Here is a 25,297-nt window from a genome sequence, read left to right on the forward strand (position 1 = left end):
GCGTCCAATTGGACGCGCAAAACACGCTCCAACTCTTTACCAGCGCACGAAAAGCCGCCCGCCGAGCGCTCCGAGCGCGGCGAGGATGGCAATCGCGATCGTATACCAGGCGGCGACGAAAAGCGGCGAGTCGTCGAAGCAGTGTGCGGCATAGAAGGTTGCTGCCAGCCCGCCGGCGAGCAGACCCGCCACCATTCCGGCAAGCACCGGCCGCGTCGGTGCGCCATAGCGCAGCACCGCGAGAAAGACCGCCAGCGGCCCGATGCCGATTAGCGGAATGAACGTCAGGCAGATAGCTATGTTGCTGCCGACCAGTCGCGTGCCCCAGTCCGCCGCAGGCACGGAAAGAAGTTCCAGAACCACCGCAATGACCACCAGCAGCGGTGCGGCGATCATCCAGGTCGCCGCCCTGCTCGTCGATGCACCGGGTGTCGACAGGGCGCGGATCAAGGCGAAGGCGCTGACGGCAAGGACAGCCGTGAAGACGAATTTGGCGAGGAAACGCATCGTGTGCATGGCGGTCGCGATGTCGGCGCGAGGGCCGATCGCCAGCCAGAAGACCACCGCCGCGATCACGGTAGCCGCCCCGGCGGCCACCCACCAGGCCAACCCCAGCGGCATCGCCCTGCTGCGGACATCGGCGTCAAGCGCTTTGATGAGATCGTCGGTCCTCATGTCATTCCTGCCCGAATCGTTTGGCCCCGAACCGCTTGGCAATGGCGGCAAGCCCGCGATGAAGCGACACGCGCACCGCCGTCTCGCTGATGCCGAATTTCGCCGCCGTCTCGCCGATGGAGCGGCCTTCGACCGATATGGCCGACACCACGGAACGCTGCGCAGGCGGCAGGCCGTCCAGGGCCCGGTTGATGTCGCGCTCGCTGACGGTCTCCGCTTCCGGTTCGGCGAGGGTCTCGGCGATGCCGTCGATCTCGATCTCGATGCGCCGCCCACGCCGCCGGAAGGCGTCGATCAGCTTGAAGCGCGCGATGGCGTAGATCCAGGGCAACACAGCCAGGTCTTGGCGCCAGGTATGCCGTTTCACATGAATGGCCAGCAAGGTTTCCTGCACGACATCCTCGGGGTCGACCCCGCCCTGCACGATCTTGCGCCTGGCGAAGCCGCGAACGAGAGCAGCCGTCCGGTGCAGAAAGTCGGCGTAAGCCCTTTCATCTCCCGCGATCGCGGCCCGCATCAGCCGGGAAAGCTCGGCCTCGTCCTTGCCGGTCACAAGAGTTCACTCCCGATATTCGCACTCGGCGCTGGTTTGTTACGTGGCCGACAAAATAATGTCCAAGCCAAACTACGGGAATACGAAAGTTTGCACCCCTTGGCGACCGATTGAAGCAGCTCACGAATGTTGACTATGACGATCATGTATTGATAGGTGCAGCCGTGCTAAACCAAAGACCATCGAGATCGAGAGGGATGACGTCCATGAAATATGCTCTTTCCGCCCTTGCCGGTGCCACGGCGCTTGCAATCAGCCTGATCGCCGGTCCGGCAATGGCCCAGGACGGCGGCATAGTCGTCTACAACGCCCAGCACGAGAGCCTGACCAATGCCTGGGTTGAAGGTTTCACCAAGGAAACCGGCATCAAGGTCACCGTTCGCCATGGCGGCGACAGCGATTTCTCCAACCAGATCGTCGCCGAAGGCGCCGCCTCGCCTGCCGACGTGTTCCTGACGGAAAACTCACCCGCCATGGTGCTGGTCGAGTCCGCTGGGCTGTTCGCGCCGGTCGACGCCGACACGCAGACGCAGGTTCCGCAGGATTACCAGCCGGTCAGCGGCAAATGGGTGGGCATCGCCGCGCGCAGCACCGTCTTTGTTTACGACAAGACCAAGCTGACCGCCGAGCAATTGCCCAAGTCGCTGCTCGATCTCGCCGATCCGAGCTGGAAGGGACGCTGGGCCGCTTCGCCCTCCGGCGCCGATTTCCAGGCGATCGTCAGCGCGCTTTTGCAGCTCAAGGGTGAGGCCGCAACGGCCGACTGGCTGAAGGCGATGAAGGAGAACTTCACAGCCTACAAGGGCAACAGCACGGTGATGAAGGCAGTCAATGCCGGCGAAGTCGAAGGCGGCGTGATCTATCACTATTACTACTACGGCGACCAGGCCAAGACCGGCGAGAACAGCAAGAACATCGGGCTCCACTATTTCAAGAACCAGGATCCGGGCGCGTTCGTCTCGGTTTCCGGCGGCGGCGTGCTGGCTTCCAGCAAGCACCCGAAGGAAGCCCAGGCCTTCTTGAAATGGGTGACCGGCAAGGGTGGGCAGGATGTGCTGAAAACCGGTGATTCCTTCGAATACGCGGTCGGCAAGGGCGCGGAGTCCAATCCGGCGCTCGTGCCGCTGGCCGATCTGCAGGCGCCGAAAGTCGACGCGACGACGCTGAACTCCAAGAAGGTGACCGATCTGATGACGGCAGCCGGCTTGCTTTAGTCCACGTTCGTCCTAAAAGGGCAACCGACTGCGCTCCTGCGGGAATTCGCTTTCCGCAGGAGCGCTCTGTTTTTCGAGGTGGCATTCGTCCATGACGACAAGCTGCGTTATTGGCCGTGTTTGCGGCCCTTCGATCGTTTCCGCCACCAAGCGGCAGCGGCGTGGCGCCTGAGCCGATGCAGTCTGCGGCCGACCTTGCACGTTCGGGCTTGCCATCGGCGACGGCCTTGGGCCGGCGCTCGGTCTCGTGGATTTCGCTCGCTGCCATCCTCATCTCGCTTTTTTCCCTGCTGCCGCTTGCCTTCATCATCTGGATTGCCGTGCAGACCGGCTGGGAAACGGTATCGGCACTGGTCTTCCGGCCGCGTGTCGGCGAGTTGCTGACCAACACGCTCCTTCTGGTGGTGCTGGCAGTACCGACCTGCATCGTGCTCTCGGTGGCGCTGGCCTGGCTCACCGAACGCAGCAATCTCCCCGGTGCCCGCCTGTGGGCCTGGCTGTCGGTGGCGCCGCTCGCCATCCCCGCCTTCGTGCACAGCTACGCCTGGATCAGCCTGGTGCCGGGACTGCACGGCCTGGGGGCCGGCGTTCTGATTTCCGTCATCGCCTATTTCCCGTTCCTCTATCTGCCGGTGGCGGCAGCTTTGCGCCGGCTCGATCCCGCTCTCGAAGACGCCGCTGCAGCCCTCGGCCTCGGACCGTGGCGCGTTTTCCTGCGGGTGGTTCTGCCGCAACTCAGGCTCGCCATCTGCGGCGGTTCGCTGCTGATCGGCCTGCATCTCCTGGCCGAGTACGGCCTCTACGTGTTCATCCGCTTCGACACCTTCACCACGGCGATCGTCGACCAGTTCCAATCGACCTTCAACGGACCGGCCGCCAACATGCTGGCCGCCGTGCTGGTGACATGCTGCTTCGTGCTGCTCGGGATCGAAGTGCTCGTGCGCGGCGAGGAGCGCTATGCCCGCGTCGGCTCGGGCGCGGCGCGCCAGCAGCAACGCACAAGGCTCGGCCGCGCCACGATCCCATGCCTGCTGCTTCCAGTCGTCACCACGTTGCTGGCGCTTGGCGTGCCATTCGTCACCATCAGCCGCTGGCTTGTCGCCGGCGGTGTCGATGTCTGGCGGTTCGCCGAGATCGGCCTGGCGCTCGGCCAGACCCTGTTCCTGGCGCTCGCCGGCGCCCTGCTCGCCACCGTCGCCGCCATGCCGATGGCCTGGATATCGATCCGCGCGCCGGGACCGCTGCAGCGCCTTCTGGAAGGTTGCAACTACATCGCCGGCTCGCTGCCCGGCGTCGTCGTGGCGCTGGCGCTGGTCACCATCACCGTGCGCGTCGCCTTGCCGCTCTACCAGACGCTGTTCACGATTCTGATTGCCTATGCGCTGATGTTCCTGCCACGCGCCCTGATCAGCCTGCGGGCGTCGATCGCGCAGGCGCCGGTCGAACTCGAACGCGCCGCCGCCAGCCTCGGCCGATCACCGCTCAACGCGCTGTGGTCGACGACGATCCGCCTGTCGGCGCCGGGTGCCGCGGCGGGCATGGCGCTGGTGGCGCTCGGCATCATGAACGAACTGACCGCCACGCAAATGCTTGCGCCCAACGGCACCCGCACGCTGGCGATGGCGTTCTGGTCCCACAGCGGCGAGATCGATTATGCATCCGCCGCACCTTACGCCCTGATCATGGTGGCGATGTCGCTGCCCCTGACCTGGCTGCTGTATGTCCAGTCGAAGCGGATGGCCGGGCGATGAGCTTCCTCGAACTCACCGATGTGCACAAGCATTACGGCCCGGTGGCCGCACTGGACGGGGTCGACCTCAGCGTGGCCAGCGGCAGCCGCACCGCGATCGTCGGGCCGTCCGGCTGTGGCAAGACGACCTTGCTGCGCCTGATCGCCGGCTTCGAGGCGCCGGATCAGGGCCGCATCGTGCTCGACGGCGAGGTGCTGGCCAATGGCGGCAGCGCCGTGCCCGCATATCGGCGTGGCATCGGCGTGGTGGCGCAGGACGGCGCCCTGTTCCCGCATCTGAGCATCGCCGACAATATCGGCTTCGGCATGGCGCGCGACGAGGACAAGCGCACCGAGCGCATCGTCGAGCTCGCCTATATCGTCGGGCTGGACAAGGCGATCCTGAAACGCCGGCCGCACGAGCTTTCCGGCGGCCAGCAGCAGCGTGTGGCGCTGGCCCGCGCCATGGCCATGAAGCCACGGCTGATGCTGCTCGACGAGCCGTTCTCGGCGCTCGACACGGGTCTGCGCGCCTCGATGCGCAAGGCGGTGGCCGAGCTTCTGGAAACCGCCGGCATCACCACGATCCTGGTCACGCACGACCAGGCCGAGGCGCTGTCCTTTGCCGGCCAGGTCGCAGTGATGCGCGACGGCAAATTCTCGCAGGTCGGCACGCCGCGCGAGCTCTATCTCAAGCCGAAAGACAGGATGGTCGCCGAATTCCTCGGCGACGCCATCATCCTGCCGGCCAAGATATCAGGCGGCTTCGCCAGTTCGCCGCTCGGGCGCATCGCCGTCGACAGCACCGAGCGGCGCGATATCGTCCGCATCATGCTGCGGCCGGAACAGGTGCTGCTGAAACGGACGTCGCGTGAAGGCATGTCGGGGACGCCGGACATGCTGTTCGGCGAGGTGACGGAGTCCGAATTCGCCGGCTCGATGTGCACCATCGCGGTGCGGCTCTTGAACAGTCCCGATCCGCCGGACGCAGCCGCGATCGGCAACACGCCACTGATCCTGCGCAAGCCGGGCATGGACACACCGGTGGTCGGCGAGATCGTGCGGCTGACCGTTTCCGGCAAGGCGCATGTGTTTGCCTGAACGCTCTTGTGTCTCTCGCCGCTCGCTGATCAGGACAATAGGCTGGCTTCAATCGACCCGCTTACCAGCCTGATCGAACCAATGCAGCTTTTCGGCCTTGGCCACGACGCGCAACTGGTCGCCGGGCTTGGCGTTGGCGCGACCAGAGACGCGCACGACGATACGGCTGCCGCCTGCCGCGCAGTGAAGAAAGCTTTCGGCACCGACCGGTTCGACCGCCTCGACTGTCGCCGGCAGGACGAGCGCACCGGGCAGCGCCTCCGCATTGAAGGTGACGTCGGCATCTTCCGGGCGAAAACCCAGTGTCGCGGCTTGTGTTTCGGGAGCCGCGAAGTCGATCGCCGTGCCGTCGGCCAGTATCGGGCCTGAGGAACTTCCGGTCAGCGCCAGAAGATTCATCGGCGGCGCGCCGATGAAGGAAGCGACGAAGGTCGAGGCCGGCTTCTCGTAGATGTCGAGCGGCGCGCCCGTTTGCTCGACCAGTCCGGCGTTCATGACAACAAGGATGTCGGCCAGCGTCATCGCCTCGAGCTGGTCGTGGGTGACATAGACCGAGGTAACGCCAAGTTTGCGCTGCAAATTCTTGATCTCGACCCGCATCTGGCCGCGCAGTTTGGCATCGAGATTGCTGAGCGGCTCGTCGAACAGGAAGACTTTCGGATTGCGCACGATGGCGCGGCCCATGGCGACACGCTGGCGCTGGCCGCCGGAAAGCTCGCGCGGGCGCCGGTCGAGCAGCGCCGAGAGTTCCAGCACCTTGGCTGTCGAGCGCACCCTGCTGTCGATCTCGTCCTTCGGCGTGCCGCGATTGCGCAGGCCATAGGCCATGTTGTCGTAGACCTTCATATGCGGGTAAAGCGCGTAGTTCTGGAACACCATGGCGATGTCGCGCTCGGTCGGGCCGATGGCGTTGACCACCTTGCCGTCGATGGCGACCGTACCGGCAGAAATGGTCTCCAATCCGGCGATCATTCTGAGAAGGGTGGACTTGCCGCAGCCGGACGGGCCGACCAGAACGCAAAGCTCCTTGTCGGGAATGGCGATGGACACGCCCTTCACGGCTTCGATGCCGCTGGGATAGACCTTCTTCACGTCCTTCAGATCGACGGTCGCCATCGGCTTCTCACTTTTCGGATTCGACCAGGCCGCGCACGAACCAGCGTTGCATCAGCACGACCACCAGGATCGGCGGCACGATCGCCAGCATCGCTGTGACCATGACCAGGTGCCATTCGGTGTCGGCATCGGCGAAGGAAACCATCTTTCTCAGCGCGATGACGATGGTGTTCATATCGTTGCTGTTGGTGACGAGCAGCGGCCAAAGATACTGCGTCCAGCCATAGATGAAGAGGATCACGAACAGCGCCGCGATGTTGGTGCGCGACAGTGGCAAGAGGATATCGAAGAAGAAGCGCCATGGCCCGGCACCGTCGACACGCGCCGCCTCGACCAATTCGCCCGGTATGGTCATGAAGAACTGGCGGAACAGCAGCGTCGCGGTGGCCGAGGCGATCAGCGGGACGATCAGGCCGGCATAGGTGTCGATCATGCCGAGATCGACCATCACCTTGTAGGTCGGCAGGATGCGCACCTCCACGGGAAGCATTAAGGTGATGAAGATCAGCCAGAAGAAGGTCATGCGCAGGGGAAAGCGGAAGAACACGATCGCGTAGGCCGAGAGGATCGAGATGAAGATCTTTCCCACCGCAACGCCGAGCGCCATGATCGTGGTGTTGAGGAGCAGTCTGCCGACACTGACGCCGCCGATGCGACCAATGCCGCCGAACAGCGCCTCGCTGTAATTGTTCCAGAGCTGGCCGCCGGGCAAGAGCGGCAGCGGCGGCCTGAGGATCGTTTGCAGCGTGTGTGTCGAGGCAACGAACGTGTAGTAGATCGGAAAAGCCACGATCAATATGCCAAGGATGAGCACGGCATGGGCGATGAAGGTGCGGAGTGGGGACTGGCCGATCATCGCTGCCCTCAACCGTAGTGGACTTTGCGTTCCACGTAGCGGAACTGGATAGCCGTGAGCGCAATGACGATGACCATCAGGATGACCGACTGCGCCGCCGAATCGCCCAGGATCAGATTGACGAAGCCGTCATTGTAGACCTTGTAGACCAGCGTCTCGGTCGTCTTGCCCGGCCCGCCGCCGGTGACGGCATGAACGATGCCGAACGTGTCGAACAGGGCATAGACGGTGTTGACGACCAGCAGGAAAAAGGTCGTCGGCGCCAGCAGCGGGAAGACGATGGTCCAGAAGCGCTTGGTCTCGCCGGCGCCATCCATGGCCGCCGCCTCGATCAGCGTTTTCGGCACCGCCTGCAGGCCGGCGACGAAGAACAGGAAATTGTAGCTGATCTGCTTCCAGGCAGCCGCCGACACCAGCAGGATCATGGCGTGGGTGCCGTTGAGCAGCGGGTCCCATGCGATGCCGAGGCTTCTCAGCAAATAGGCCAACGAGCCGATCGAAGGATTGAACAGAAACAGCCACAGCATGCCGGCAATCGCCGGCGCCACGGCATAAGGCCATATCAACAGTGTGCGGTAGAGGCCTTTGCCGCGCATCGCCTTCTCGGCCATGACCGCAAGCAGCAGCGCCACGCCCATGGCGACGATCGCAGTCGCAAGCGAGAACACCACGGTGACCTTGATCGAATTGAGGTAGGCCGGATCAGCCAGCACCTTCCGGAAGTTGGCGAACCAGACGAACTTGGTCCTCAGCCCGAACGGGTCTTGCCTGAGCATCGACTGGTAAAGCGCCTGGCCGGCCGGCCAGTAGAAGAAAACCAGTGTTATGGCGAGTTGTGGCGCCACCAGCAGGTAAGGCAGGATCTTGTTGGGAAAGACGACGCGTGGAGACAGGCTGATTTCCTCGCTATCTCAGGAATCGCCCACGCGAGCTTGCGTGGGCGATATTCAAACCGACACTAACCGAGATAATCCCCGTCAGTTCTCCAGCGCTTCCTTGATCGCGGCGTTGCCGCGCGTGACCGCATTGTCAAGCGCCTGCTGAGCGGTTTGCTGGCCGGCCAGCATCTTTTCGAGTTCCTCGTTCTGGATATCGCGCACCTGCGGCAGATTCGGCAGGCGTACGCCCTTCGAGTTGTCGGTCGGCGCCTTGCCCGTCATCTGCAGGATGGGTGTCTCGCGGCCGGGGTTCTTGTCATAAAAGCCGGATTTCTTGGTCGCCTCATACGCGGCGAGCGTCACCGGCAGGTATCCCGACTTCTGGTGCAGATATTCTTGCACGTCGGTCTTGGACAGATAGGCGAAGAAGGCCGCGACGCCCTTGTATTGCTCATCCGACTTGTTGCCAAACACCCACAGGCTGGCACCGCCCGGCGTGGTGTTCTGCGGTGCGCCCTTGGCGTCGGTATCATAGGGAAGCTGGCCGATGCCATAGTTCATGCCGGACTTGACGATGTCGCCGAGGCCACCCGACGATTCGGTGAAGATGCCGCATTCGCCGGCAAGGAAGATCTGCTTGGCCTCGGAGGTGCGGCCGCCATATTTGAAGGTACCGTCCTTGGCGAGGTCTGCGAGCGCCTGGAAGTGGTTGACGAAAATCGGTGCGTTGATCTTGAGTTCGACATCACCGCCAGCCAGACCGTTCTGCTGGGTGGCCCACGACACATCATTCCATGCCGCGAAATTCTCCAGATGGATCCAGGTCAGCCAGGTAGAGGTATAACCGCAAGAAGCGGCGCCGCTCGCCTTGATCTTCTTGGCAGCTTCCCACACCTCGTTCCAGGTCTTGGGCGGGTTGTCTACATCGAGCCCTGCCTTCTGGAAGATGTCCTTGTTGTAGTAGAGGATCGGCGAGGAAGAGTTGTACGGGAAGGACAGCATGGTGCCGTCCGGCTTCGAATAATAACCGACGATGCCGGGCAGGTATTGGCTCTTGTCGAAGGTCATGCCAGCACCCGTCATCACATCGGCCACTGGCTTGATCGCACCCTCGGCCGCCATCATCACGCCGGTACCGACGTCGAACACCTGCAGGATATCGGGCGCCTGTCCGGCACGGAAGGCAGCGATGCCCGCATTCAGCGTCTCCGGATAGGTGCCCTTGAACACCGGAACGAGCTCATAATCGCTCTGGCTGGCGTTGAAATCCTTGGAGATCTTGTCCACAACCTCGGCGTTGGCGCCGGTCATGGCGTGCCACCAGCTGATCTGCGTGACTGCAAAGGCGGAGGTTGTGGAAAGCAGGGTCAAGGTGGCGGCAACACCGGCCGCGAAGCCGAAGAACTTCATGTTTCATCTCCCGTTTGTCGTTGGCGAAAGGGGCACTCTCGCAAAGGCAATATGTGCCGCTCGTGACAATTGGACAACGGTTTTGTTGCAGATCGAAGAACTTGATCTCCACTTAAAGTGGTGCACGCCTCCGAATGGGAGCCGATGGAAAGGAATTGCCAAGCCGGCTTACCATTCGACAATGGCAACGGAGACCGGCACAATCGCCAGCGCTCAGTCCGCCCCGCCGAGCGCCGTCTCGACCAGTCGCTTGGCGTCCGGTCCAGACCATTCGGCCGGGCCGTTCATATGGGCGATCAGGCAGCCTTCGCCGTCGATCAGCATGGTCACCGGCAGGCCGAGCGCCAGGCCGCGCGTCTTGAGATCATTGAACAGCGTCATCGTCGAATCGCGATAGTAGCCGAGCGCTTCGACGCCGGTTTCCTCAAGGAACTTCTTCGGCTTGGTGTCGTCGCCGGCATCGACGTTGACCGCGACGACCTCGAACGCGTCGCTGCCCATTTCTTTCTGCAGCGCATCGAGCGCCGGCATTTCGGCGCGGCAGGGCGCGCACCATGTCGCCCACAGATTGAGCAGCACAGTCTTGCCGGCATGGTCGGCGATCGTCATCGGCTTGCCGTCAGGGTCGTTGAAGGCAAGGCCTTTCAGCGATTGCGGCGGATCGGCCGGCAACAGCGCGGCAACCTGGCCGGTGGCGGCCGCCGCGACCGTCTTGGCGCGATCGGCCTTGGCGGCGCAGGCGGCATCGTCCTTGCTGTCGCCAACCGCGACTGGCGCGGGTGCGATGTTGCCAGAACCGCTCTCGCTGACATATACCGCGACCGCGCCGGCAAGCACGCCCGCCACCAAGGCGGCGAGGATGAGGCGCGGGGCCGGGAAAAATCGATTGCCGTCTGCCATTTTCTGAATACTGCTCCGGAGCACGGGTTATAGCGATGAGCGACAAGAAGGCCAGCAACCAGATGTGGGGCGGACGTTTTGCCTCGGGTCCGGCCGCGATCATGGAAGCGATCAACGCGTCGATCTCGTTCGACCGCAAACTCTACGCGCAGGACATCAGAGGCTCGATCGCCCACAGCGAGATGCTGGCGCAAACGGGCATTATTTCGACGGCCGATCAAGAAAAAATCGCTCACGGGCTGAACACGATCCTGGCAGAGATCGAGGCCGGCACGTTCGAATTCTCGACCCGGCTGGAAGACATCCACATGAATGTCGAGGCTCGCCTTGCCGAACTGATCGGTCCGGCCGCCGGCCGCCTGCACACTGCCCGCTCGCGCAACGACCAGGTGGCGGTCGATCTCAGGCTGTGGGTCAAGGACGAGTGCTTTCGCGTCGCCGAGGCGCTGAAGGGCCTGATCACAGCGTTCCTGGAACGCGCCGAGGAGCATGCGGCAACGGTGATGCCGGGCTTCACTCACATGCAGGCGGCGCAGCCGGTGACCTTCGGCCACCACTGCATGGCCTATGTCGAGATGTTTTCGCGCGACCTGTCGCGCGTTCGCGACGCCATCGAGCGGATGGACGAAAGCCCGCTCGGTGCTGCCGCCCTTGCCGGCACCAGCTTCCCGATCGACCGGCACCAGACGGCCAAGGCACTCGGCTTCCGCGAGCCGATGCGCAACTCCCTGGACAGCGTTTCGGACCGCGATTTCGCGCTGGAGTTTTTAGGCCTGGCGGCGATCTGCGCGACGCATCTGTCGCGGCTGGCCGAAGAGATCATCATCTGGTCGACGCCGCAATTCGGCTTCGTCAGGCTGTCGGACTCATTCTCCACCGGCTCCTCGATCATGCCGCAGAAGAAGAACCCCGACGCGGCTGAACTGGTACGCGGCAAGACCGGCCGCGTCACCGGCCATCTGGTCGGCCTGCTGACGGTGATGAAGGGTATGCCGCTGACCTACGGCAAGGACATGCAGGAGGACAAGGAGTCCGTGTTCGACGCCGCCGAGACGCTCGACCTGATGCTGGCGGCGATGACCGGCATGGTGCGCGACATGACGGTGAACGCCGCCGCCATGAAGAAGGCCTCCGGCGCCGGCTATTCGACCGCGACCGACCTTGCCGACTGGCTGGTGCGCGCGCTCGGCCTGCCTTTCCGCGAGGCGCACCATGTCACCGGCCGCGCGGTGGCGCTGGCCGAAGAGAAGAAGATCGGGCTGGACAGGCTGCCGCTGGAAGGTTTGCAGTCCATTCACCCCGGCATCACGGCGGACGTGTTTTCCGTGCTTGCCGTACAGAATTCGGTGAAGAGCCGCACGAGCTTCGGCGGCACAGCGCCGTCGGAAGTGAGGAAGCAGATCCGGTACTGGAAAAAGCACATCGCCAAGGCGTGATGCCAGGGTGCAATGCCAGCAAAACTCGGCTAGAAGCGGCAGGCAAAAGTTTCGGACGGATGGCACGGATGACCGGAAGCAGGATTTTGGTGACACTGACGCTGCTGGCGGCGATGGCGGCCGTTACAGCCTGCGGCAGGAAGTCCGGGCTCGACACGCCCTATGAGGCGGCCGTGCAGGCACGCAAGGACGCCGCGAAGGCCAAGCAGCCCGTGCCGCCGGAGCCGGAAAAACCGGTCGAGGACAAGAAGTTCGTTCTCGATCCGCTGATCTAGAGCCGATGAGATCACCCGATCTCATCGTGCTCCAACTTCCGGAACCACTCTTGTGAACCATTTCGATTACCGCGACGGCGTACTGCATGCCGAGGACGTGGCGATATCAGATATCGCCACAAGCGTCGGCACGCCGTTCTATTGTTATTCGACGGCGACGCTGACCAGGCATTTCCGCGTGTTTGCGCAGGCCTTTGCCGGGCTCGACGCGCTGGTCTGCTACGCCATGAAGGCGAATTCCAACCAGGCGGTGCTAAAGATCCTGGCCAAGCTCGGTGCCGGCGCTGACGTGGTCTCCGAAGGCGAATTGCGCCGCGCGCTGGCCGCCGGCATTCCGGCCAACAAAATCCTGTTTTCGGGCGTCGGCAAGACCGCGCGCGAAATGGATTTTGCGCTCTCGGCCGGCATTCTCTGTTTCAATGTCGAATCCGAGCCGGAACTGGAAATGCTGTCGGCCCGAGCCGTGGCACTGGGCAAGATGGCATCGATCTCGCTGCGCATCAACCCGGATGTGGATGCCAGGACCCACAAGAAAATCTCCACCGGCAAGGCCGAGAACAAGTTCGGCATTCCCTGGCAGAAGGCGCGCCAGGTCTATGCCCGCGCAGCACAACTGCCCGGCATCAAGGTCACCGGCATCGACACCCATATCGGCAGCCAGATCACCGAGTTGCAGCCCTTCGACGACGCCTTCGCGCTGCTGGCGGAGCTGGTCGGCGCGCTGCGTGCCGACGGGCACGCCATCGAGCATGTCGATCTTGGCGGCGGCCTCGGCATTCCCTACCGCGTCGACAACAGCCCGCCTCCCCTGCCGGACGCTTATGCCCAGATCGTCAGGAAGCACGTCACCAAGCTTGGATTGAAGGTGATGTTCGAGCCGGGCCGGCTGATCGTCGGCAATGCCGGCATCCTCGTCTCGCAAGTGATCTTCGTGAAGGAGGGCGATGCCAGGAATTTCCTGGTCGTCGACGCCGCGATGAACGATCTGATCCGGCCGACGCTCTACGACGCCTTCCATGACATCAAGCCGGTGGTGCAGCAGCCGGCCGCGGCGCCGCGCATGACGGTCGACGTCGTCGGTCCGGTCTGCGAGACCGGCGACTATCTCGGCCTCGACCGCGACCTGCCGCGGCTGAAGGCCGGCGACCTGATCGCTGTCGCCACCGCCGGCGCCTATGGCGCGGTGCAGGCCGGTACCTACAACACCAGGCCGCTGGTGCCCGAAGTGCTGGTCGACGGCGACCGTTTCCATGTCGTGCGCCCGCGCCAGACCTATGACGAGCTGATCGGACTGGATTCGCTGCCCGACTGGCTGGAATAGACCATGATCCCGAACCAAAGGTCCGCGTCAGCGAAAAGTGGGAACCGGTTTTCGGAAAAGATCATAGTCAAACAAGAATAGAGCGCCTGCAGCGCTACAGCCGGTGCTGAACAAGCGCTCTGGTCTCGGCAATCCTGTCCTCGTCGCGGCGATAGAACGTCCACTGCTTGATGCGCTTGCTGCGCAAAAGGCCCGCCTGGGTGAGCACCCGCATATGCTCGCTGAGCGTTGCCTGGGTGATCCCGAGCTTTTCCGCGATCAACAGCGCGCAGACGCCGTCCTCGACCAGATCGCCATCCACCTGCGGCGGAAAATGCGCGCGCGGGTCCCTCAGCCAATCGAGGATTTGCAGCCTGCGCTCGTTGGCGATCGCCTTGAAGACATTGACCTCTTGCATTTAGCCATTTTGCTAAGTTACTAAGTGATGTCAACCCTTGGGAGCAGGACATGCTGAACGGCAATATGATCACACGCGAACGCATCATGATCACACGCGAACGCATCGCTTCGATGGAACCGCGCATCCGGCCATTCGTGCGCCACACTCCGGTGCTGCGTGTCGACATGGCCGATTTCGGCCGCCCGCCTCTTAGCGTTGACCTGAAGCTCGAATGCCTGCAGCATTCCGGCTCGTTCAAAGCGCGCGGCGCTTTCACCAATCTTCTCGAACGGCCGGTTCCCAAGGCTGGCGTCGTCGCGGCATCGGGCGGCAATCATGGTGCTGCAGTCGCCTATGCCGCCATGCGGCTTGGTCACAAGGCAACCATCTTCGTTCCCGAAGTGAGCCCGCCGGCCAAGCTGGAACGCATCCGCGGCTACGGCGCCGAACTGGTCGTTGGCGGCGCGCGCTATGCCGAGGCGCTGGCTGCCAGCGAAGACTTTGCCGAAAAGTCCGGCGCGCTGCAGATCCACGCCTTCAACCAGGAGGAGACGCTGGTCGGGCAAGGCACGCTTGGCCTCGAGATCGAGGCCGATCTGCCTGAGCTCGACACGCTGCTGGTCGCCGTTGGTGGCGGCGGCCTGATCGGCGGCATCGCCGCCTGGTTTGCCGGCCGCATCAGGATCATCGCCGTCGAGCCCGAGGGCGCACCGACGCTTTATCGCGCCTTTGAGGCTGGCCGGCCCGTCGATGCGCCGGCCGAAGGCATCGCCGCCGATTCGCTGGCGCCAAAGCGCGTCGGCGAAATGATGTTTCCAATCGCCGAGGCCTTCGTCGAGCGTTCCATACTGGTCAGCGACGACGAGATCATCGCCGCACAGGCGGCGCTTTGGGACCGGGTGCGAATCATCTCCGAGCCGGGCGGCGCCGCGGCCTTCGCGGCAATCCTGTCCGGCCGCTACGCGCCGGCTGCGGGCGAGCGTGTCGCCGTGCTGGTCTGCGGTGCAAACGCCAATCCGGCTAAATTCTGACGATAACGAGGGCAGTCCTGTTCACGTTTTCGGGAACCGCCTCGCCTTCGCCGTGTTTGCTGGTATGTTTCGAGTCGTGAGGTTCGGGCTATCCCGCCCGAGCAGGAAGGGCCGATGACGGAACGACCCACCTTCACCAGCGATCGCAGCCTGGCCGGGCGCCTTGCCCTGAGCCGGTTGGCAACGCGGGTCTCGATGACGGTCGAGCGTGGCTGGCCGTTGCTGCTTCCGCTGGTCATTGTTGCCAGCCTGTTCCTCAGCGTCTCGTGGCTTGGCCTCTTCCTTCTGCTGCCCGATACGGCGCGCATCGGCCTCCTGGCAGTGTTCGGCATCGCAGCCCTTGCCGCGCTCTATCCCCTGAGCTTCTTCCGGGTGCCGTCCAGCGCCGAGATCGACCGGCGCATCGAGGCGGCCAACCAATTGCTGCACAGCCCGGTGCTGGTGCAGACCGACCGGCCGAGCGGCCGGGAAAGCATTTTTTCGCAAGCGCTGTGGCGCGAGCACCAGAAACGCATGGCCGAAAAACTCGGCAACCTCGGTGGCGACCTGCCGCGCACGCGGGTTCCAGAGCGCGATCCGTGGGGGCTGCGCGCGGTGGCGGCGCTTCTGTTGGTCACCGCCTTTGCCTTCTCCTTCGGACCGTCGGGCGGCCGCATCGCAGACGGGTTCAGTGCCCACGCGGCGCGTGACGCCGTGCCGCCGCGCATCGACGCCTGGGTGACGCCGCCGGCTTACACCGGCAGGCCGCCGGTCTTCCTCACCGCCCCAGCCGTCGCCAACCCGGTCGCCGCCAGCCCGGCCCTCGCCAACAATGGCAATCAGGCGGCGTCCGCCTTCACCGTTCCGGAAGGCAGCGATGTCTCGCTGCGCGTCACCGGCGGTTCGGGCGAGGAAACGCTGAGCTACGCCGACGCCGGCGGCAACGCCCGCACCATCGAGCCGACCGGGCAACAGGCCGACACGACCAAGGCGGCGGCAACCCCGGCGACGCCCTCCACAGTACGCCAGTTCACCGGAAAGCTGACGGCCAACGGCACGCTGACGCTGAAATCGGGCGATGACGAACTCGGTCAATGGGCTTTCGCGGTGATCCCGGACAAGCCGCCGCAGATCCGCTTCGTCGGCGAGCCGAAACGCGCTGCCAACGGCACATTCGAACTCAACTATCAGATCGAAGACGACTATGGCGCGGCCACCGCCAAGGCGGATTTCGCGTTGGCCGACCCACCGGCGCCGAATGCGCATCCGCTCTATGGCCCGCCCGAAATGCCGCTGTCGCTGCCGCGCCGCGGCGCCAAGGGGAATGCAGCCAAGACCACGAAGGACCTGACCGAGCATGTCTGGGCGGGCGGCAACATCAAGCTCGCGCTTGTCGCCACCGACGATGCCGGACATGCGGCAACCAGCGAAACCAAGACCCTGGTGATGCCGGAGCGGCCTTTCTCCAACCCGCTGGCGAGGGCCGTGATCGAGCAGCGCCGCATGCTGGCGCTCGACACCAACACCAAGAGCCGCGTGCTCGACCTGATGGACGCGATCACGCTCAGGCCCGAAGACACCTTCGACAACATGGCGCACTACCTCGCTATCATGAGCGCCCGCAGCCGGTTGAAGATGGCCGACAACGACGACCAGTTGCGCGACGAGGTTGCCTATCTGTGGGAGATCGCGCTCGGCATCGAGGAAGGCAATCTTTCGGCGGCCGAGAGGCGGCTGCGCCAGGCGCAGCAGGCGCTGCAGGACGCGATAAAAAACGGCGCCAGCGACGAGGAAATCGACAAGGCGATGAAGGAACTGCGCGAGGCGATGAACCAGTTCCTGCAGGAATTCGCCCAGCGTGCGCAGCAGAATCCGAACGCGCCGCAGATGCAGCAGAACGGCCAGGAACTGCGCCAGAGCGACATCGAACGCATGATGGACCAGATCGAGAATCTGGCGAAATCCGGCGATCGCGACAGCGCGCAGCAATTGCTCTCGCAACTGCAGGACATGATGAACAATCTGCAGGCCGGACGTCAGCAGCAGGGCGGCCAGCAGAACAGCGAGATGCGCCAGCAGATGGACAAGCTCGGCGAGATCATGCGTCGCCAGCAGGAGATGATGAACGAAACCTTCCGCATGGATCAGTTGCAGCGCGGCCAGCGCCAGCGCGGAGAGAACCGCGACGAGCAGTTCGGCGAGAACGGTGAGCAAGGCCAAATGGGCGAACAGGGCCAGCCCGGCCCGGGTGAAGACCGCGATCCCCTCGGCCGGCCGAAGCCGATGACGCCGCAGGAATTCGCCGACGCGCTGAAGCAGTTGCAGGAAGGTCAGGGCAAGCTGCAAGGCGACCTCGACCAACTGAGGAAAGGTCTCGAAGGCATGGGTCTCGAGCCCAATGAAGGATTTGGCGACGCCGGTAAATCCATGGGCAATGCCGAACAGGCGCTTGGCGAGGGCGACGGCGACCAGGCCGTCGGTCACCAGGGCCGCGCGCTGGAGGCGTTGCGCAAGGGCGCCAAGGACATGATGAAGCAGTTGCAGGCCATGCAGGGCGACGAGGGCGGCAGCGAGCAAGGCGGCCGCCAGCAGAACGCCGACCGCGATCCGCTCGGCCGGCCGCGCGCCAGCGAAGGCCCCGATGATGGAAGTTCGGTGAAGGTCCCGGACGAGATCGACGTGCAGCGCGCCCGCCAGATACTCGATGCGATCCGCAAGCGGCTCGGCAACGCGCTCAGCCCCGAAATCGAACGCAGCTATCTGGAACGGCTGCTGGAGCTGAAGTAAAGCCGCCGCTTTTACCGTCGGAAGATCGCCATGCACGGACCGAGGTGGCCACTATCGCCGGGCTGCAATCTTGGCGATATGCTCTACCGGTTGATGAACGCCTCGCGGATCGCTTCTTCCATGCCGTCGATGGCCTCGCCGGAAGCGTTCGGATTGCGGCGCAGCACCACGTTCGAGGAATCGATGTCGCCGAACCCGTCGGCAGCCGTAAGTTCGCGGCAGCCGACCGGGATGTTGCTGCGCGAGATCGGCGCGATTGCCAGCCCGGAGGTGACGGCGAGCCGCAGGCCGCCATTGGTATCGCTGGTATAGGCGACGCGATAGGCGAGGCCGCGCTGTTCTAGTGACTTGATCGCGAAATCCTTGCACCAGCCGGCACGATTGTAGAGCGCGATCGGCACTGGGCGCTCCTCATGCATGTGATGCAGCTCCGACGTCACCCATACGGTGGGGTCATGCATCAGCACCTCACCACCGGAGAGATCCTGCCATTCGAACACTACCGCCAGGTCGAGCGCGTCGGCGGCGAGCGCCGCGATCTGCGCACCGGAATGCGCGTAGCGGACGGTGATGTCGACCTGAGGGTGGCGCTTGGCAAAGGCACCGAGCGCGCGCGACAGGATCGCATGGCCGTATTCCTCCGGGATGCCGATGCGCACCGGCCCGCCAAGCGGCGCCGCGACCATCGATGCCGCCGTCTCGTCCAGCAGCGCGACGATCCGGCGGGCGTTGACGATGAGTTCGCCGCCGCGGCGCGTCAGCACCACCCCCCGCGAGCCGCGCTCGAACAGGCTGTCGCCGACCACATCTTCGAGCTTTTTCATCTGCATCGAAACCGCCGACTGGGTCCGGCCGGCCTGCATCGCAGCCTTGGTGAAATTGCCGGCGTCGGCAACCGCGACGAAGGTGCGCAGCAGGTCGCTGTCGAGCGTGGGCTTCATGCATCCGCCATAAGAAAATTTGATTGCTGGTATCATTCCAATTCGTTTGCAACATGTCAAACGCCGGATAATAGTCGCTTCACCCATTGGATATGCGGCTGCGAAATCGGCCGCGGACCAATCAAAAGTCCTCACTCGTACCCGCTGCCCGAAACGGTGGCGGGTTCTTTTTGCCCGAACGCAGACTCACGCCGCACACGCAGGGAGCCCGTTGAACGACATGCAGAACCGGATCGTCCTCGGCATGGCAAGCCTTTGCCTCGGCGTTCTGGTGTTCTCGCTCCAGGATCCGCTGATCAAGGCCGTATCAGGCACCTATCCGGTGACCGAGGTGATGGCGATCCGCTCCATCGTCGCCCTGCCTATTCTTCTCGTGCTCGTTCATGCCGATGTCGGGCTCAGGGCGATCTTCTCGAAGCGATTTCGCATGCTGACGATGCGCGCCTTCATCCTGTTCACCTCCTATACGGTCTACTATCTGGCGATCGCCGCCCTGCCGCTTGCCGACGCGGTGGCGCTCTATTTCATGGCACCGCTGTTCATCATGGCGCTTGCCGGTCCTTATCTCGGCGAACGGGTGGCGTGGCAGACGCTGGTCACCGTCATGGTCGGGATGCTCGGCGTGCTGGTGATGCTGCGGCCCGGTGCCGGGCTGTTCGACTGGGCGGCGCTGCTGTCGCTGGCCTCGGCGGTGCTTTACGGCTTTTCGCAATTGATGGCCCGCAAGATCGGCGACACCGAATCATCCACAGTCATGGCGTTCTACCAAAACGGCGTCTACCTCTTGGGCGCGGCAGTGCTCGCCGGGCTGTTCTGGCTGGCGGGAATAGGCCACGCCACGCATCCGAGCCTGGAGTTCCTGGTCAGGCCGTGGATCTGGCCGACGCCAATCGATTTCCTGAAGATGGCCGCCTGCGGCTTCGTCGCTTCGGCCGGGATGGTCCTGCTGTCGCAGGCCTACCGGCTGGCGCCCGCCAACAGCGTCGCCACCTTCGAATACACCGGCATCATCTGGTCGCCGCTGTGGGGCTTCCTGTTCTTTGCCGAAGTGCCGCGATCGACCACCGTCATCGGCGCGGCCCTCATCATCGGCGCCGGCCTGTTCGCGCTCAACGCCAATCGGCGCCGGAGCAGTCAGCCGGCAATCGCGGCGACCTGCGATCCAGCCTGAGCGCAATTAGCCTTTCTTCAAGCGAAACAGGCGAGCGCCTGTTCGACGCGCACGCGGATTTCGGCCAGCGTGAACGGCTTCTGCACGACGTCCACAATGACGCCGTTCAATTCCTCGGCGCGCTCGCGCTGGTCGGCATAGCCGGTCATCAGCAAGATCTTCATCGCCGGGAAAAGGGACGCCGCCGCCTTGGCCATCTCGATGCCGTCCATTTCCGGCATGCGGATATCGGAGACGACAAGGTCGTAGCCGCCTCGCGCCGCGCGGATCAGGGCAAGCCCTTGCGCGCCGTCGGCGGCGATGTCGATCATATGCCCGGCGCGTTCGAGCGCGCGGGCGGCGAGGGTGCGGACGGACTCATCGTCCTCGACGATCAGGAGCTTTGCCATAGGCAATGTTTGGCGGGGAAAAGTTGACTTTTCCTGAACCGCAAACGACGCCTGAGACAAAATCTAATGTATGTCGCCCAAAAGTGCGCAGCGGTTGCGGCAACGACATGCTTAAAAACAAGGGCTTAGAGCGCGTCGCATGAATCAGACGCGGCGCGCTTTAGGCGTCGCCCTTGACGATGCCGACAAAGGGCAGTTCGCGAAAGGCGTGGGCGACATCCATGCCGTAGCCGACGACGAAATAGTCGGGGCAGTCGAAGCCGACATAGTTGGCATTGAGCGCGGTCTGGCGGCGCATGCGCTTGTCGAGCAGCACGGCAATGGCGCAGCTTTTGGCGCCGCGCGACAGCATCAGGTCGCGGGTGAAGGACAGCGTCTTGCCGGATTCGAGAATGTCGTCGATCAACAGCACGTCGCGGCCGGCGACCTCATTGTCGATGTCGCGCAGCACCCTCACCTCGCCGCTGGTGGTGCCGGCGCCATAACTGGAAATGAAGATGAACTCGACCTCGGGCGACAGGCCGACATCGTGCATGGCGCGGATGAGATCGGCGGCGAAGATGAACGATCCTTTCAGCACCGAAATCACCAGAAGGTCCTGATAGTCGTGCCCGGCGATCTCCTTGGCGAGCTCCAGATTGCGGCGGGCAATCGCCGACGCCGAAAACAGAACCTCGATATCCTTGCCGCGCACGACTGGCATTGGCAGCCTTTCCAAAAATATTCGCCTAGTTGGCGAAAGCGACCGAAACGGCCCTCACTCCGTTTCTAGGCACCTCGAGCCGGCTGGAAAAGCCAAATCTTTCACCGGGCGCCAGCGAACGGCTGGAGGTTGCCAGCGTGTAGCGGGTGATGCGCCCATCCTTGCCGGTGACCCGGATCTCCAGCGGCGGCGGTGGCGACGGGCCAGCGCCGTCATTCGCGGCTTCGCCGTCGACGAACAGGACGGGCCTAAGTCCGGACGCATCGACACGCGACGTGACGCCTGAGATGCTGAATGCATCGCCCGTTTCCGGTGCAGCGAGAAGAAACGGCGCCTGGCGCACCAGCGCGTGCCCGCCCGAAACCCAGAAGGCTGCAAACACGGCACTGAGGCCGGCGATCCAGAAGATCGGCCCGCCGCGCGATGCTCGCGACCGTTCCATCGCGGCTTCAGGTTTGCGCAGCATGTCCATGCCTTCGATGGATGGCGTGGCAATCACGCGCGAAAGCGGCGGTGAAGGGTCTATGCCGGCGGCGAAGCGCGGCAGCACCTGATAGTCGGCATCGACAATGTCATCGGCTGGGCCGCGCATGATGCGTTCCGGTGCGGCAGCCGCATCGGTCATGATTTCGCCGGAAATCGGGCGCGCGGTTCGATCCTCAGCCATACGGCCCCAGCACTACAGCACCTGTTCGCTCTTCGTTTCTTTTGCGTAAACGGAAATGGTTAACGCTTCCCCTCCGGAGCCCTTGTGACGCGCCCAAAAAACCTCAGAGTTAACCGCCGGTTAACCATGCCGGCCGATGGTCTTTTCTCAGAGAAGGCTGGCTCGTCGCCACCACAAGTTTCAGGTCGTCGAACGTGATCCGCTTCGAAAATGTCGGCCTCCGCTATGGCATGGGTCCGGAAATCCTCCGCGACATCTCCTTGCACATACCGGAGCGCTCCTTCCAGTTCCTGAGCGGCCCTTCGGGCGCCGGCAAGACGACGCTGCTGCGGCTTTTGTTCATGTCGCTTAAACCGACGCGCGGGCTGATCACCATCTTCGGCAAGGACCGCTCGCGCATCTCGCGCACGGAGCTGCCGCATCTGAGGCGGCGCATCGGCGTGGTGTTCCAGGACTTTCGCCTGCTCGACCACATGACGACCTATGAGAATGTGGCCTTGCCGCTGCGCGTGCGCGGGCGCGAGGAGGCGAGCTACCGCACCGATGTGACCGAGTTGCTGAAATGGGTCGGCCTCGGCGAGCGCATGCATGTGCTGCCGCCAGTGCTGTCGGGTGGTGAGAAGCAGCGCGCCGCGATCGCCAGGGCGCTGATCGAGCAACCCGAGATCCTGCTTGCCGACGAGCCGACCGGCAATGTCGATCCGCCGCTGGCGCGGCGCCTGTTGCGGCTGTTCATCGAACTCAACCGGCTGGGCACCGCGGTGGTGATCGCAACGCACGATCTCGGCCTGATGGAACAGGTCGACGCGCGACGTATGATCCTGGCTGGCGGAAGGCTGGATATCTATGACTGACCTTTCCGTTGACCACGTCGAAGACCAACACGCCGAGCGGGCTCGGACGACGCAGCGCGTTCAGCGCAAGATGGCACCGATCGTGCCGGCGCAGAACATCGCCGGCCGGGCACTGGTCCTGGTCATCGCCATCATGACGTTCCTCTCCTGTCTGACTTTCGGTGCGGTGACGCTGGTGCGCGATACCGCCTCGGTCTGGGAGAACCAGATCTCGCGCGAGGCGACGATCCAGATCAAGCCGGTCGACGGCCTCGACATGGAGGCGGCACTTGCCCAGGCCTCGCAGATCGCCAGCGAATTTCCCGGCGTGAAGGCTACCCGGATCGTCGACCGTGACGCCACGGCGCGGCTTTTGGAGCCTTGGCTGGGTTCGGGTCTCAACATCGACGACCTGCCGGTGCCGCGTCTGGTCATCGTCACCATAGACGAGAATAACCCGCCCGACTTCGCGGCGATGCGCGCCGCGATCACGCCGAAACTGCCAAGCGCAGCTCTTGATGACCATCGCACCTGGGTCGACCGGCTGGTGGCTATGGCCCGTACCACGGTGACCATTGGCGTCGCCGTGCTGGCGCTGATGCTGTCGGCAACGGTGCTGACCGTGGTGTTCGCAACGCGCGGCGCCATGGCCGGAAACGGCCACATCATCGAGGTGCTGCATTTCGTCGGCGCCGAAGCGCGCTTCATCGCGCGCGAATTCCGCCAGCATTTTCTGGTCACCGGCATGAAGGGCGCAGCCGCCGGAGGTGCGGCGGCGGTGTTCGTCTTCATCGTCTTTTCATGGTGGTCATCACGCAATATGGCGACGCCGCAGGCCGATCAGGCGACCGCCCTGTTCGGCAATTTCGCCATCGGTTCGGCAGGCTATCTCGGCGTTGCCCTGATGGTGCTGGTCATCGGTGTTCTGACGGCGGCGACCTCCCATGTCACCGTCGTCACCTATCTCAGCGACATCGATGTCCGCCAACCGGACGCGGGGTGATCACGGATAGAGAATTAGCGTAACGTAATGTGTGCTTTTTCACCTACTAAACGCCGCATTTCGGGGTTAACGATAAGATGATGGACGCGCGCGACTCGACCGGAACGGCTGGACAGTTGCCCTTGGTGATTACGCGTTCCCGCGAGCGCACCAAGTCCAGCCGATTGGTTGGCGCATTGCGCATCTCCGCTCTCTTTCTCCTCGTGCTTGCAACGCTGTTTGCCGGCGGTTTCGGCTGGTTCGCCAACACCGTCAGCCATCTCACGACGCCCGCCAATCCGGCAAAGGCCGATGCCATCATCGTGCTGACCGGCGGCCACTCGCGTCTCGACGCCGCTATGGGCCTGCTTGCCTCCGGCAAGGGCGAGCGGCTGCTGATCAGCGGCGTGCATCCTTCCGCCAGCCGCCGCCAGCTTCAGGTCGCGACCCGCGGCGACAAAAGATTGTTTTCCTGCTGCGTCGACATCGATCGCGCCGCGCTCGACACGATCGGCAACGCCGAGGAAAGCGCCAAATGGGTGGAGGACCACGCCTATGGCACCGTGATCCTCGTCACCAACAACTATCACATGCCGCGCAGCCTGCTGGAGATGGGCCGGCTGCTACACAAGGCCAAGCTCGAGCCCTATCCGGTGGTCAACAGCAATCTTGGCAATGGCGGCTGGCTGACCAAGCCCAGGGCGCTGCGCGTCCTGTTCACTGAATACAACAAATATCTGCTGGCGCTGGCGCGCGGCATCGTGCCGGTGAAGCCAACGCCAACCGGCATCGCGCTCGCAGAAATTTCGACAGCCGAAGACTGAGCAGTCTGCGCATCGTGCCTCATCCACGCAGGCGCGCGATCTCCCGTTCGAGCCATTCGATACGCTTATCCCGTTCGGCCAGCGCCGCCGCCACATCGGCGGCTTCGAAACGTTGTGGAATGTGCTGCGGGCAATTGGAATCCCAGGCCGAAACCGTGAACAGGATGATTTGCTCGGGGCGCGCCTTGTAGCCTTCCGGCATCAGCTTCGCCATCAGTTCAGGGTCGTCCTCGACGACACGCGCGCTGCCCCAGATCTTGATGCGCTGCCGGTGGGCATAGTCGATCAGGAACAGAAAAGCGCGGGGGTTATCGTCGAGATTGCCCTGGGTGATGAATTGCCTGTTGCCGGCGAAATCCGTGAATCCGATGGTCCGATCGTCGAGCACCTTGAGAAAGCCGGCCGGCCCGCCGCGATGCTGGATGTAGGGCTGGCCGTCACCATTGGCCGTCGACAGGAAGATGCTGGTCTGCGCCTCGATGAAGGCGGCGAGATCGGGCGTGATGTCAGCTTGCCAGCCGCCGCGCGCCTCGACACGGGCATAGGCCTCGCGTGAGCCCTTACGGGACTGGATCGCCTTGACGGTTGGGGTGAAGGCGACATCGCTGGTGAAGGCGTGAGCATTCATGGGAAGGCTCCTTCAAAGGCCGAGTTCCGTTAGAGAGGGATGGTCGTCCGGCCGTCGGCCGAGCGGCCAATGGTATTTTCGGTCGGCCTCGCGAATCGGCAGATCGTTGATGCTGGCGATGCGCAAGCGCATCAATCCATGTTCGTCGAACTCCCAGTTCTCGTTGCCGTAGCTGCGAAACCACGAGCCGCTGTCGTCGTGCCATTCATAAGCGAAACGCACGGCGATACGATTGTCGCGGAAGGCCCAGACCTCCTTGATGAGCCGGTAGTCGCATTCGCGATCCCATTTGCGTGCCAGGAAAGCCTGGATGGCCTCGCGCCCTTGCAGGAACTCGGCCCGGTTGCGCCAGCGGCTGTCGACTGTGTACGCAAGCGCGACCCGTGCCGGATCACGGGAATTCCAGGCATCCTCCGCCATGCGTGCCTTTTGTGCGGCGGTCTCGGCGGTGAATGGCGGGAGCGGCGGGCGGCTTTCAGACATGAGAACTCCTTGCGAGGGCTGACGCTGCGATCGACG

General features: G+C 63.7%; 26 protein-coding genes. 12 read left to right on the plus strand and 14 right to left on the minus strand.

Annotated elements, in window-relative coordinates; translation table 11 throughout:
* Positions 1-36: 36 nt before the first annotated feature.
* Entirely contained in the window at positions 37-675 is a 639-nt protein-coding gene (locus E5X88_RS22995; RefSeq protein WP_292165399.1) for an NrsF family protein, read from the minus strand.
* A 1-nt stretch (position 676) separates the two neighbouring features.
* Entirely contained in the window at positions 677-1,228 is a 552-nt protein-coding gene (locus E5X88_RS23000) for a sigma-70 family RNA polymerase sigma factor (protein ID WP_292165401.1), read from the minus strand.
* 206 nt (positions 1,229-1,434) lie between these two features.
* Between E5X88_RS23000 and E5X88_RS23005 the strand changes: the two genes are divergently transcribed.
* The 3 genes from E5X88_RS23005 (at position 1,435) to E5X88_RS23015 (ending at position 5,272) form a co-directional block, all read left to right on the plus strand.
* The gene (locus tag E5X88_RS23005) at positions 1,435-2,442 is read left to right on the plus strand and encodes an iron ABC transporter substrate-binding protein (protein WP_292165403.1); all 1,008 of its coding nucleotides are present in this window, start codon (positions 1,435-1,437) and stop codon (positions 2,440-2,442) included.
* A gap of 176 nt (positions 2,443-2,618) precedes the next feature.
* Positions 2,619-4,193, plus strand: a complete 1,575-nt coding sequence (locus E5X88_RS23010; RefSeq protein WP_292165405.1) for an iron ABC transporter permease — start codon at positions 2,619-2,621, stop codon at positions 4,191-4,193.
* Positions 4,190-5,272 (plus strand): ABC transporter ATP-binding protein, encoded by a 1,083-nt coding sequence (locus E5X88_RS23015; RefSeq protein WP_292165407.1) that lies wholly within the window; start codon positions 4,190-4,192, stop codon positions 5,270-5,272. The genes E5X88_RS23010 and E5X88_RS23015 overlap by 4 nt, the downstream gene beginning before the upstream one ends.
* 48 nt (positions 5,273-5,320) lie before the next feature.
* Here the strand turns inward: E5X88_RS23015 and E5X88_RS23020 are convergent, their stop codons facing one another.
* From E5X88_RS23020 to E5X88_RS23040, 5 genes are all read right to left on the minus strand, one after another.
* Positions 5,321-6,388, minus strand: coding sequence for a sn-glycerol-3-phosphate import ATP-binding protein UgpC (locus E5X88_RS23020; protein WP_292165409.1), 1,068 nt, complete (start codon positions 6,386-6,388; stop codon positions 5,321-5,323).
* A 7-nt stretch (positions 6,389-6,395) separates the two neighbouring features.
* Positions 6,396-7,244, minus strand: coding sequence for a sn-glycerol-3-phosphate ABC transporter permease UgpE (ugpE, locus tag E5X88_RS23025; RefSeq protein ID WP_292165410.1), 849 nt, complete (start codon positions 7,242-7,244; stop codon positions 6,396-6,398).
* 8 nt (positions 7,245-7,252) lie between these two features.
* Entirely contained in the window at positions 7,253-8,137 is an 885-nt protein-coding gene (gene ugpA / locus E5X88_RS23030; protein WP_292165516.1) for a sn-glycerol-3-phosphate ABC transporter permease UgpA, read from the minus strand.
* An 84-nt stretch (positions 8,138-8,221) separates the two neighbouring features.
* Positions 8,222-9,532, minus strand: a complete 1,311-nt coding sequence (gene ugpB / locus E5X88_RS23035) for a sn-glycerol-3-phosphate ABC transporter substrate-binding protein UgpB (protein ID WP_292165411.1) — start codon at positions 9,530-9,532, stop codon at positions 8,222-8,224.
* A gap of 213 nt (positions 9,533-9,745) precedes the next feature.
* Positions 9,746-10,432 carry a TlpA disulfide reductase family protein gene (locus tag E5X88_RS23040; RefSeq protein ID WP_292165412.1) on the minus strand — a complete coding sequence of 229 codons (687 nt, stop codon included), beginning with the start codon at positions 10,430-10,432 and terminating at the stop codon, positions 9,746-9,748.
* A gap of 35 nt (positions 10,433-10,467) precedes the next feature.
* Here E5X88_RS23040 and argH point away from each other — a divergent pair, with 35 nt between their 5' ends.
* The 3 genes from argH (at position 10,468) to lysA (ending at position 13,464) form a co-directional block, all read left to right on the plus strand.
* On the plus strand, positions 10,468-11,868 hold the full coding sequence (gene argH, locus E5X88_RS23045) for an argininosuccinate lyase (protein WP_292165413.1): 1,401 nt from the start codon (positions 10,468-10,470) through the stop codon (positions 11,866-11,868).
* Positions 11,869-11,936: 68 nt separating this feature from the next.
* Entirely contained in the window at positions 11,937-12,143 is a 207-nt protein-coding gene (locus E5X88_RS23050; protein WP_292165415.1) for a hypothetical protein, read from the plus strand.
* Between the two features lie 52 nt (positions 12,144-12,195).
* Positions 12,196-13,464 carry a diaminopimelate decarboxylase gene (gene lysA, locus E5X88_RS23055; RefSeq protein WP_292165417.1) on the plus strand — a complete coding sequence of 423 codons (1,269 nt, stop codon included), beginning with the start codon at positions 12,196-12,198 and terminating at the stop codon, positions 13,462-13,464.
* Between the two features lie 94 nt (positions 13,465-13,558).
* On the opposite strand, the gene E5X88_RS23060 is transcribed toward lysA, so the two are convergent.
* Positions 13,559-13,861 carry a metalloregulator ArsR/SmtB family transcription factor gene (locus tag E5X88_RS23060; protein WP_292165419.1) on the minus strand — a complete coding sequence of 101 codons (303 nt, stop codon included), beginning with the start codon at positions 13,859-13,861 and terminating at the stop codon, positions 13,559-13,561.
* A 50-nt stretch (positions 13,862-13,911) separates the two neighbouring features.
* On the opposite strand from E5X88_RS23060, the gene E5X88_RS23065 reads away from it, so the two are divergent.
* Both E5X88_RS23065 and E5X88_RS23070 read left to right on the plus strand, forming a co-directional pair.
* On the plus strand, positions 13,912-14,874 hold the full coding sequence (locus E5X88_RS23065; protein ID WP_292165421.1) for a threonine/serine dehydratase: 963 nt from the start codon (positions 13,912-13,914) through the stop codon (positions 14,872-14,874).
* A 114-nt stretch (positions 14,875-14,988) separates the two neighbouring features.
* A complete protein-coding gene (locus E5X88_RS23070; RefSeq protein WP_292165423.1) occupies positions 14,989-17,640 on the plus strand; it encodes a TIGR02302 family protein in 2,652 nt (883 codons plus the stop codon).
* An 83-nt stretch (positions 17,641-17,723) separates the two neighbouring features.
* On the opposite strand, the gene E5X88_RS23075 is transcribed toward E5X88_RS23070, so the two are convergent.
* Positions 17,724-18,581: a LysR substrate-binding domain-containing protein gene (locus E5X88_RS23075; protein ID WP_292165425.1), complete on the minus strand. Its 858-nt coding sequence runs from the start codon at positions 18,579-18,581 to the stop codon at positions 17,724-17,726.
* A gap of 220 nt (positions 18,582-18,801) precedes the next feature.
* Here E5X88_RS23075 and E5X88_RS23080 point away from each other — a divergent pair, with 220 nt between their 5' ends.
* A complete protein-coding gene (locus E5X88_RS23080; RefSeq protein WP_292165518.1) occupies positions 18,802-19,752 on the plus strand; it encodes a DMT family transporter in 951 nt (316 codons plus the stop codon).
* Between the two features lie 17 nt (positions 19,753-19,769).
* On the opposite strand, the gene E5X88_RS23085 is transcribed toward E5X88_RS23080, so the two are convergent.
* The 3 genes from E5X88_RS23085 to E5X88_RS23095 all read right to left on the minus strand — a co-directional run bounded on the left by E5X88_RS23085 (position 19,770) and on the right by E5X88_RS23095 (position 21,469).
* Entirely contained in the window at positions 19,770-20,141 is a 372-nt protein-coding gene (locus E5X88_RS23085) for a response regulator (protein WP_292165427.1), read from the minus strand.
* A 160-nt stretch (positions 20,142-20,301) separates the two neighbouring features.
* Complete coding sequence (gene hpt / locus E5X88_RS23090; protein ID WP_292165429.1) at positions 20,302-20,844, minus strand: hypoxanthine phosphoribosyltransferase; 543 nt, start codon at positions 20,842-20,844, stop codon at positions 20,302-20,304.
* Between the two features lie 25 nt (positions 20,845-20,869).
* Positions 20,870-21,469, minus strand: a complete 600-nt coding sequence (locus E5X88_RS23095) for a hypothetical protein (RefSeq protein WP_292165430.1) — start codon at positions 21,467-21,469, stop codon at positions 20,870-20,872.
* Positions 21,470-21,705: 236 nt separating this feature from the next.
* Between E5X88_RS23095 and ftsE the strand changes: the two genes are divergently transcribed.
* The 3 genes from ftsE (at position 21,706) to E5X88_RS23110 (ending at position 24,150) form a co-directional block, all read left to right on the plus strand.
* A complete protein-coding gene (gene ftsE, locus E5X88_RS23100; RefSeq protein WP_010911739.1) occupies positions 21,706-22,365 on the plus strand; it encodes a cell division ATP-binding protein FtsE in 660 nt (219 codons plus the stop codon).
* On the plus strand, positions 22,358-23,347 hold the full coding sequence (locus E5X88_RS23105; protein WP_292165431.1) for an ABC transporter permease: 990 nt from the start codon (positions 22,358-22,360) through the stop codon (positions 23,345-23,347). Before ftsE ends, E5X88_RS23105 begins: the two co-directional genes overlap by 8 nt.
* A gap of 77 nt (positions 23,348-23,424) precedes the next feature.
* The gene (locus E5X88_RS23110) at positions 23,425-24,150 is read left to right on the plus strand and encodes a YdcF family protein (protein WP_292165432.1); all 726 of its coding nucleotides are present in this window, start codon (positions 23,425-23,427) and stop codon (positions 24,148-24,150) included.
* Between the two features lie 19 nt (positions 24,151-24,169).
* Here E5X88_RS23110 and E5X88_RS23115 read toward each other — a convergent pair whose 3' ends face one another.
* Together E5X88_RS23115 and E5X88_RS23120 are read right to left on the minus strand one after the other, a co-directional pair.
* Positions 24,170-24,778: a pyridoxamine 5'-phosphate oxidase family protein gene (locus E5X88_RS23115; RefSeq protein WP_292165434.1), complete on the minus strand. Its 609-nt coding sequence runs from the start codon at positions 24,776-24,778 to the stop codon at positions 24,170-24,172.
* 12 nt (positions 24,779-24,790) lie between these two features.
* The gene (locus tag E5X88_RS23120; protein ID WP_292165436.1) at positions 24,791-25,261 is read right to left on the minus strand and encodes a DUF1348 family protein; all 471 of its coding nucleotides are present in this window, start codon (positions 25,259-25,261) and stop codon (positions 24,791-24,793) included.
* Between the last annotated feature and the right edge of the window lie 36 nt (positions 25,262-25,297).

The sequence above is a fragment of the Mesorhizobium sp. genome (assembly GCF_004962245.1).
In the GTDB taxonomy this organism is placed as follows: Bacteria; Pseudomonadota; Alphaproteobacteria; order Rhizobiales; family Rhizobiaceae; genus Mesorhizobium.

Bases quoted from the DNA above. Each gene is read 5' to 3' on its own strand.
- E5X88_RS23095 (WP_292165430.1), bottom strand. From the start codon at position 21,469: ATGACCGATGCGGCTGCCGCACCGGAACGCATCATGCGCGGCCCAGCC.
- E5X88_RS23070 (WP_292165423.1), top strand. From the start codon at position 14,989: ATGACGGAACGACCCACCTTCACCAGCGATCGCAGCCTGGCCGGGCGC.
- E5X88_RS23060 (WP_292165419.1), bottom strand. From the start codon at position 13,861: ATGCAAGAGGTCAATGTCTTCAAGGCGATCGCCAACGAGCGCAGGCTG.
- E5X88_RS23075 (WP_292165425.1), bottom strand. From the start codon at position 18,581: ATGAAGCCCACGCTCGACAGCGACCTGCTGCGCACCTTCGTCGCGGTT.
- ugpE (WP_292165410.1), bottom strand. From the start codon at position 7,244: ATGATCGGCCAGTCCCCACTCCGCACCTTCATCGCCCATGCCGTGCTC.
- E5X88_RS23120 (WP_292165436.1), bottom strand. From the start codon at position 25,261: ATGTCTGAAAGCCGCCCGCCGCTCCCGCCATTCACCGCCGAGACCGCC.
- E5X88_RS23015 (WP_292165407.1), top strand. From the start codon at position 4,190: ATGAGCTTCCTCGAACTCACCGATGTGCACAAGCATTACGGCCCGGTG.
- E5X88_RS23080 (WP_292165518.1), top strand. From the start codon at position 18,802: ATGCAGAACCGGATCGTCCTCGGCATGGCAAGCCTTTGCCTCGGCGTT.
- E5X88_RS23005 (WP_292165403.1), top strand. From the start codon at position 1,435: ATGAAATATGCTCTTTCCGCCCTTGCCGGTGCCACGGCGCTTGCAATC.
- E5X88_RS23020 (WP_292165409.1), bottom strand. From the start codon at position 6,388: ATGGCGACCGTCGATCTGAAGGACGTGAAGAAGGTCTATCCCAGCGGC.
- E5X88_RS23040 (WP_292165412.1), bottom strand. From the start codon at position 10,432: ATGGCAGACGGCAATCGATTTTTCCCGGCCCCGCGCCTCATCCTCGCC.
- E5X88_RS23050 (WP_292165415.1), top strand. From the start codon at position 11,937: ATGACCGGAAGCAGGATTTTGGTGACACTGACGCTGCTGGCGGCGATG.
- E5X88_RS23105 (WP_292165431.1), top strand. From the start codon at position 22,358: ATGACTGACCTTTCCGTTGACCACGTCGAAGACCAACACGCCGAGCGG.
- E5X88_RS23085 (WP_292165427.1), bottom strand. From the start codon at position 20,141: ATGGCAAAGCTCCTGATCGTCGAGGACGATGAGTCCGTCCGCACCCTC.
- ugpB (WP_292165411.1), bottom strand. From the start codon at position 9,532: ATGAAGTTCTTCGGCTTCGCGGCCGGTGTTGCCGCCACCTTGACCCTG.
- E5X88_RS23115 (WP_292165434.1), bottom strand. From the start codon at position 24,778: ATGAATGCTCACGCCTTCACCAGCGATGTCGCCTTCACCCCAACCGTC.
- E5X88_RS23065 (WP_292165421.1), top strand. From the start codon at position 13,912: ATGCTGAACGGCAATATGATCACACGCGAACGCATCATGATCACACGC.
- argH (WP_292165413.1), top strand. From the start codon at position 10,468: ATGAGCGACAAGAAGGCCAGCAACCAGATGTGGGGCGGACGTTTTGCC.
- E5X88_RS22995 (WP_292165399.1), bottom strand. From the start codon at position 675: ATGAGGACCGACGATCTCATCAAAGCGCTTGACGCCGATGTCCGCAGC.
- E5X88_RS23110 (WP_292165432.1), top strand. From the start codon at position 23,425: ATGATGGACGCGCGCGACTCGACCGGAACGGCTGGACAGTTGCCCTTG.
- E5X88_RS23010 (WP_292165405.1), top strand. From the start codon at position 2,619: ATGCAGTCTGCGGCCGACCTTGCACGTTCGGGCTTGCCATCGGCGACG.
- hpt (WP_292165429.1), bottom strand. From the start codon at position 20,844: ATGCCAGTCGTGCGCGGCAAGGATATCGAGGTTCTGTTTTCGGCGTCG.